The 6957-nt window shown below is 65.7% G+C and carries 7 protein-coding genes; 1 reads left to right on the plus strand and 6 read right to left on the minus strand.

All coding sequences use genetic code 11. The features are described from left to right. Positions 1 to 197 precede the first annotated feature (197 nt). From Q0629_RS03775 to Q0629_RS03800, 6 genes are all read right to left on the minus strand, one after another. Positions 198 to 719: a hypothetical protein gene (locus Q0629_RS03775; RefSeq protein ID WP_298779122.1), complete on the minus strand. Its 522-nt coding sequence runs from the start codon at positions 717 to 719 to the stop codon at positions 198 to 200. Positions 720 to 725: 6 nt separating this feature from the next. Then, complete coding sequence (locus Q0629_RS03780; protein ID WP_298779123.1) at positions 726 to 1754, minus strand: DnaJ domain-containing protein; 1029 nt, start codon at positions 1752 to 1754, stop codon at positions 726 to 728. 70 nt (positions 1755 to 1824) lie between these two features. Beyond that, positions 1825 to 3381, minus strand: a complete 1557-nt coding sequence (locus tag Q0629_RS03785; RefSeq protein ID WP_298779124.1) for an Hsp70 family protein — start codon at positions 3379 to 3381, stop codon at positions 1825 to 1827. Next, entirely contained in the window at positions 3369 to 4691 is a 1323-nt protein-coding gene (locus Q0629_RS03790; RefSeq protein ID WP_298779126.1) for a MiaB/RimO family radical SAM methylthiotransferase, read from the minus strand. The genes Q0629_RS03785 and Q0629_RS03790 overlap by 13 nt, the downstream gene beginning before the upstream one ends. A gap of 5 nt (positions 4692 to 4696) precedes the next feature. After that, positions 4697 to 5611: a 50S ribosomal protein L11 methyltransferase gene (locus Q0629_RS03795; protein WP_298779127.1), complete on the minus strand. Its 915-nt coding sequence runs from the start codon at positions 5609 to 5611 to the stop codon at positions 4697 to 4699. Positions 5612 to 5762: 151 nt separating this feature from the next. Continuing rightward, a complete protein-coding gene (locus Q0629_RS03800) occupies positions 5763 to 6497 on the minus strand; it encodes a phosphatase (RefSeq protein WP_298779128.1) in 735 nt (244 codons plus the stop codon). Between the two features lie 250 nt (positions 6498 to 6747). Between Q0629_RS03800 and Q0629_RS03805 the strand changes: the two genes are divergently transcribed. Further along, positions 6748 to 6957, plus strand: a 210-nt coding sequence (locus Q0629_RS03805) for a hypothetical protein (RefSeq protein ID WP_298779131.1), incomplete at its 3' end; no start/stop codon positions are given.

A 6957-nucleotide genomic window follows, 5' to 3' on the forward strand; every position in this document is an offset into this window, starting at 1 on the left:
TATGGACAGACTTTATATAGAGTTTAATAAAATAAAAGCCTATAACCGTGTTGTGCTAGATAAGATCATATTCGGAGATGTAACGGATTATAGTTTTGAATATGAGAAAGAGCTTAAAACATATCCGGTAGGTACCTTACTTGAAAAAACTAAGGTACTTAATACAATAAGGACCGTATATCAGCCAAGCACAGAGTCTATAAAAGAACTTGTAAAAGAAACTGTAGCAAGACAGCGCAGAGGGGACCATCGTCTGCGATGCCAGTATCCCTTATCTCGGAATCGGTATCATCAACGAACCGCTTAAAATCACTGTAAAAAAAGGATATATCACTGAGATTTCCGGCGGCGGCTCCCAGGGAGAACGGCTGCGGCGCAACCTTGCAGAACAAAATGACCACAATGCTTACAACATCGCTGAGCTTGGCGTTGGGTTGAATCCCAAATGCCGCATGTGCGGCATCATGCTGGAGGACGAAGGGGTGAAGAGTACTGCCCATATAGGGATTGGAACAAGCATCACTTTGGGAGGCGTTCGTAAGGCCCCGATGCATTACGACCTCATCATGTGGCATCCAACCATTACCGTTGATGACAAGATCATCGTCGACAAAGAGGAAGTTTACATCTAAAGACTCCAAAATCTCCAGGGGAAGCGCTGAAGGATCCCTTCGTTTGGTGTCCTTCAGCACTTCCTCAGCCCTACCCCGGCGTTCCACGCAGAACTAAACTCCCCCCTGAGCCAGGAGGACGCGGCACCACACCCGCACCGCAGGGGTCGGGTGCTCCCGAAGCTCCTTCAATCGCCCCCTGAAGCGGGGCACGGCATGGGGAAAACGCTGCTTCATAGCGGCGAGGAGCGGCACCAGCACCTGTGCGTCCTCCGAGCCCAGCAGGCGGCGCAGCGCCGCATCCGAGGGGGCGCTGTCGTCGGGCCAATAGCGCAGGATCGCGGCAACGCACTCAGGCCGGACCGCAATGAGGTAACGCTCCATCAGGAGCGGGTCCGGAGAAACATCCCGACGGCGCAGCGCCAGCAGGCTCATGACCAGCGAGTTGGGGAACTGGCCCGCGCGGGAGGCGACGTCCGCGGCAAGGCGGCGCAGGACCTCGACCTCCATGGGCAGGGCACTCACCAGCCGGGCCGTCTTCTCGTCCACGTCCCACCGGCACAACAGGTCCGATACCGCCTGGCGGACCTCGGGACGATTGATCAACGTCCCCACGCGCCCCAGCGCGAGGCGCCGCACCTTGGCAACGGAGGACCTGAGGCGCGACAGGACGTCGTTCAGTTGCGCCGCGTCGGCGATCTTCGACATCCGCTCAAGCCGCCGGCTCAGGCTGCGGTCGTACTGTTCCAGCACGCGATCCACCCGCTCGCTGCGCTCCTCCGCCTGCCGCCGTTCCTCCGCCTGCTCGGCCCGACGGGCCTCCTCGGCCTCCTGCCGCACCCGGTCGCGGCGGCTGCGATACCAGTCCAGGAACGTGGAGGCGCGGCTCTTGACGAGGGAACGCTGCTGCCGCCAGCCCGCACCGGACAGATGCCTCAGCTCATCCGGTGCAAGGCCCTTCAGGAGGGAGTAGGCGCCCGCGATCTGCTGAAAGCGCAGCGCTCCTCCCTGCCCCACCACGTCGGGGTGACAGGTCAAGGCAAGTCGGCGGAACGCGGAACGCACGTCCGCCTCCGTCGCTCCAGGCTCCAGCCCAAGAGCCCTCAGGCTGGCTCTGACCTCCCCGAAAAGGTTCATCTCCATCGCAACAAACGACCTCGCTCCGTCAGAAGCTCAACACAACGTGGAACCGAACGCCGCAGCGTCTCGCAGGTCAGGATACCGCTCGCTTCAAGTCCTTCACCAGGCCCTCCAGAAGCCCCATCACCTCCGGATCCGAGGGAGCCCCCTCGGCGCGCCGAAACAAGAGGTGCAGCCGGGCCCGCTGACTGCCCGACAGCAGCGTCTCAAGGCTGACCAGGGAGAGCTTGAGCTCGCGCAGGCGGCGATCGTTCTCTGCCTCCGCGCTGCGGTCAGCCTCCGCCCCCTCCAGGACCAGCGGTATGGGCACGCACTCCTCCGTCCCGCGCGTCAGGGACGCCGTGAAGCGACCCGATGCCGAAAGGAGACAGGCAAGGCGAAGTTGCTCTCCCGCCTCGACCTCAAGGTCCAGTGAGCCCAGGCGAACGCTCTCGTCCCGCAGCTCGTTTCGGGACTGGTGGATCTCAAGCGTCGCGTGCCCCGACCGCTCCGCCTCCAGGGTGACCTCCGCGTGGGCCGGCAGCACCGACTCCGACGGGATGAGCGTCAGCGTCTGCCCGCACCAGAGCGCGTTCAGGTCCCCGGAGAGCGCGTCCAGCAGAAGCCGCTCCCGCCCCGACGCCGTGTAGAGCGCCGCGCCGCGCGCCACCGCGTCCTCTGCACAGAGGCTGAGCCGTTCCGGCAGCGCCACCTCCCGCTCCAGGATCTCCTGCAGGAGGGGAATGCGGCTCGACCCTCCCACCAGCAGCAGGTGCTCCGGCTCATAGCGATCCCACAGGCGACGCACCGTGTGGATCAGGCGCCGGATGGAGAAGCGCATCAGGCGCTCCATGTCCTCGCGGTAGATCGTCAGCTCAGGCGGCGCCCATCCCCCCAGGGCAGGGGGCGTCCAGTGGATGGACCAGCAGTCGGACAGGGCGATCTTGATCCTCTCCGCCTCCTGGAGCAGCATCTGCCAGCGCACGTCCCCCGCATCGAACTTGTCCAGCAGGAGGCTCTCGCGCAGCCACTCCGCCAGGGCCACGTCAAACTCATAGCCCCCGACGGTGTCCGTGCCGACGCTCTCCAGCACCTGCCACACGCCACCCTCGCTCTCCACCGCGGAGATGTCCGTCGTGCCGGCTCCGAAGTCCAGCACCAGAAACCGCCCCTGGCGTCCAAAGGCGAGGGCCGCCGCCGTCGGCTCCGACACGATGCGGGCGTTCAGCCCTGCGGCGTTCGCCGCGCGGATCATGGCCTCCCGCTGGGGCAGGGTGAAGCAGGCGGGCACAGTCAACACGCAGGAGGACACGAAGGACTTCAGGCACACCTCCGCGTCCTCGCGCAGCGCCTCCAGCAGGGGGACCAGAAGGTCCTGAGCCGTGCGCGGGCGTCCGTCGGGGAAGGCCCGAAAGGAGGTCCCCACCTTGCGCTTCAGGTCCCACCAGACGCTGCCGCCCCGAAGCCCCAGGCGCACCGCGTCCTCGCCCACGACCCAGGCCCCGTCCTCCCAGCCGACGACGGAGTGAGTCGTCGTCGTCCCCCAGCGGTTGGGGATGAGCCTGACGGCGCCATCCTCGTCGAGGAAAGCGGCCAGGGCGTTGCGCGTCCCCAGGTCGATTCCGATGGCGGGCGAACTCATGCGAGACATCCCTCAAGCTTTCCCCCCTTCTCAAAGCGCATCGCCACGCGCACCGTCCGTCCGGGCGGGGAGCCGCCCTCCCAGGCCGCCTCCAGAAACTGTGGGGTGTAGCCCGCTCCATCCCCCTCAGCCAGGACCTCCAGCGTCCGGCCGACGAAACGCCGTGCGTATCGGCTCAGAAGCTCCATCCCCACCGCAGCTGCCTCCGCGGCACGCTCCGCCCGCACGGAGGGCTCCACCCTTCCGGGCAGGGAGGCCGCCAGGGTGCCGCGCCGCTCGGAGTAGGGGAACACGTGGACCCGCCCCATCCCCACGCGGCGCATCACGGCCGTCGTGCCGTGGAAGGCCGCGTCGTCCTCTCCGGGAAACCCCACCAGGACGTCGCTTGAGATGTGCAGGTCCGCCCCCAGCCGGCTGCGGGCCGCCTCAGAGACGCGGGCGAAATCGTCCGCCGTGTAGCCCCGGCGCATGAGGGACAACACCCCGTCGTCCCCGCTCTGGAGCGGCAGGTGCAGGTGCGGACAGAAGATGGGACTCTCCGCCAGCGCGTCCAGCAGGGCGCCGTCGAGCGAAAAGGGCTCCAGGGACCCCAGCCGAAGCCGGTCCAGGGCCCCGCACTCCGACACGGCGCGCACCAGTTCCGCAAGGGAGGACTCCCTGTCCCGACCGTACATGCCGAGGTGGATTCCCGTCAACACCACCTCGCGGCACCCCCCTTCGGAAACGCGGCGCACCTCCGCCAGGACGTCCTCCAGAGGGCGGCTCACCGACCGACCCCGCAGGAAGGGGATGACGCAGTAGGTGCAGAAGTGGTCGCAGCCCTCCTGGACCTTGATGAAGGCGCGGGAGTGAAGCCGGGGAGCCCCCATGGGGAGCTCCTCCCAGGAACGGTCCGCGCTGAGGTCCGCCCGCAGGTCGCAAAAGGCGCGGCCCTGCCGGAGCGCGGCATCGAGGGCCTCGGTCAGCAGGGACTTTCGGCGGTTCCCCACCAGAAGGTCAACCCCCAGCTCCTGCGCTGCTTCCGCCTCGACGCCCTGGGCCCAGCAGCCACACACGGCCACGATGCCCGCCTCCCCCACCGCACGGCGGGCGCGGCGCACCAACTGACGGCACTTGCGGTCCGCCTCCGCCGTCACGGAACAACTGACGAGGACGGCCGCTTGGGCGCCCTCAAGCTCGCGGCGCACCAAGGCGCCCCTGGCTTCCAGGTCTCCGGCCAGGAAGTCGCCCTCGCACAGGTTGGACCGACACCCCAGCACGTGAAGCCACACCGGGACGCCCCGCAGCCCAAGGGAGCCAAGCCCCTCCCTTTCGGTCACGAAGCCTAGCCCCAGGCGAGACGGGCCCGGCAGCCCCACCAGTCGCCGAAGTGAAGCTCCCGCTCCAGCGCAAGCCCGGAGGAGGAGAGGACGGACAGGAACGCCCCGCGCTCATGGTTCGTCATGCCGGAGAAGATGGCGTAGCCCTTTGGCTTCAGGGCGTACTTCACGTCCGGCAGAAGGGCCAGGTTGGGCGCCAGGAGGATGTTGGCCAGGAGGACGTTCCCCTTGTCCTGCACGCCGGAGAGCAGGTCCCCCACAGCCAGGTCGCAGAGGTCCGGGCTCAGGTCGTTCAGCTCCATGTTGCGGCGCACCTCCTCGATCGTCGTCGGGTCCAGGTCGCGGGCGACGGTCCACGACGCGCCGAGCTTCAGGGCCGCGATGAACAGGATGCCCGTGCCCGTGCCGATGTCCAGCACCACGTCCCCCCGGTGCACCACGTCCTCCATGAGCTCAAGCGCGATGCGGGTGCTCTCGTGGTACCCCGTTCCGAAGGCCATGGCGGGATAGATGTACAGGGGGATGCGCCCCTGTCTCTCCTCATCCCTGTGCCACGGGGCCATGACCACGAAGGTATGCCCCACGTTGAGGGGCGGGAACGCCTCGAGGTGCTGCGTGCTCCAGGCGCGCTTTTCCGTCTTGCGGCACTCTCCTGCGGACACCCCCGGAAAGGACGGCAGGAGGGCGCTCACCAACCGGCTCAGCTCGTCCGGGTCTCTGGAGCTCAGATAGTCGGCGCGCAGGGTCATCCTGCCCTCATCCTCGACAAGCTCGGAGCCGATGGCGCCGGTCATCGAGGCCAGGGTCCAGAGGCGCTCCGCGTCCCACTCCCTGTTCTCGTCAGGAATGAGCTCGTACTCAACGGTCCACCAAAAACCTCCGTCGCCTTCCGCCGGCTGCTCCGGCAAAGGCGCGTTCAACTCGTCAGGACACACAAGGAACACCCCCAGATCGATCGTGCCGGGAGCGTGGTCCGCTGCGGCCCAATCTGCCTATTGATTTCACCTTGTAATTGTACTACGGAAGGGAACCTGCGACAGCGCCTTTTTGCAGGATGTCCGGAAACGTCCGTCACGACGGGTCGCAGACGGTACGCCTCGCACGACGCTGCAGGAAGTCCAGAACCCGCTCGGCGGAGAGGTTCAGCACCAGTTCCTCCGGGAACCCCATCTCCGCGAGCATCTCCGCGGCCCGGGACGTGCGCCCCACGTCCCACTCGCTGTGGGCGTCCGAGTCCACCGCCACGGTCACTCCCCACCTGGCGCAGGCCTCCGCCAGGCGCAGCGCGTTCCGCCTGTTTTCCTGGCTTCCGGTGAAGATGTGGGCCTCGTTGAACTCCACGACCTTCCCCCGCTCCGCCCAGAGGGGAAGGACGCGGTCCACGTCGAAGGCATAGTCCGGCGACTCCGGATGCCCCATCATGTCGACGAAGGGGTCTTCCGCGAGGGCCAGGTAGACAGGGGTGTAATCCGTTTCCGGGCTGGACGGCAGGACGTGTTCGTGGAGGCTCGCGATGACCCAGTCCAGGCGCCTCAGCACCCGCTCCGGCAGGTCCGTCTCCCCCTCCAGGTTGAGGACGTTGAGCTCAGCGCCCCTCAGGACGGTAACGCCGCACACCTCCCGTGGCAGGGTGTGGAGGTTGGCAAAGTGCATCCATCCGCAGGTCTGCGGCAGCGCCGGGGCATGGTCCGTTATGGCGATCAGCTCGAGGCCCTTCGCCGCGGCGGAGCGCGCCATCTCGCCAACCGTGGAATAGGCGTGCCCGGAGGCTAGCGTGTGCGTGTGCAGGTCTGCGCGCAGCTTCATCGAAGATCAATCCTCCACATCGAGATTTGTCCGTCCGCAAAAACGCAGTAGACGAAACAGCCTATTATTATAAATGAAACGTCGGTTAAATCAAATCGTTGCCGGGCGATCCACACGGTTCTTAATACCGGTTAAAAAAACGATCCCGGACAAGTTTCCTCTCCGAAAACCATAAAAGGTGATAAAATAATGACCGGTATAAAAATCATGGGAGCCTCACGAGCGAGGGGCTCAAGCGGAGGAACGCGACATGGCGGATGCGGCACAGGCGGAGAGGGCAACGAAGGAGAAGGCAAAGAGGACGCGAAGCAGGCGGAAGGCCGTCGAGAAGCCGGCGGAGCTCTCCACGAGGGGGGGCGTATCTCTGGAACAGACCCCCGTTCGGCCGCCCAAGCCGGCCCAGACGGCCTCCACGAAGCAGGAATCCGTCAAGGCGCCCGACAAAGCCCCCACCAAGGCT

Origin of the sequence: uncultured Fretibacterium sp. (assembly GCF_938030725.1) — a bacterium.
Classification (GTDB): domain Bacteria; phylum Synergistota; class Synergistia; order Synergistales; family Aminobacteriaceae; genus Fretibacterium.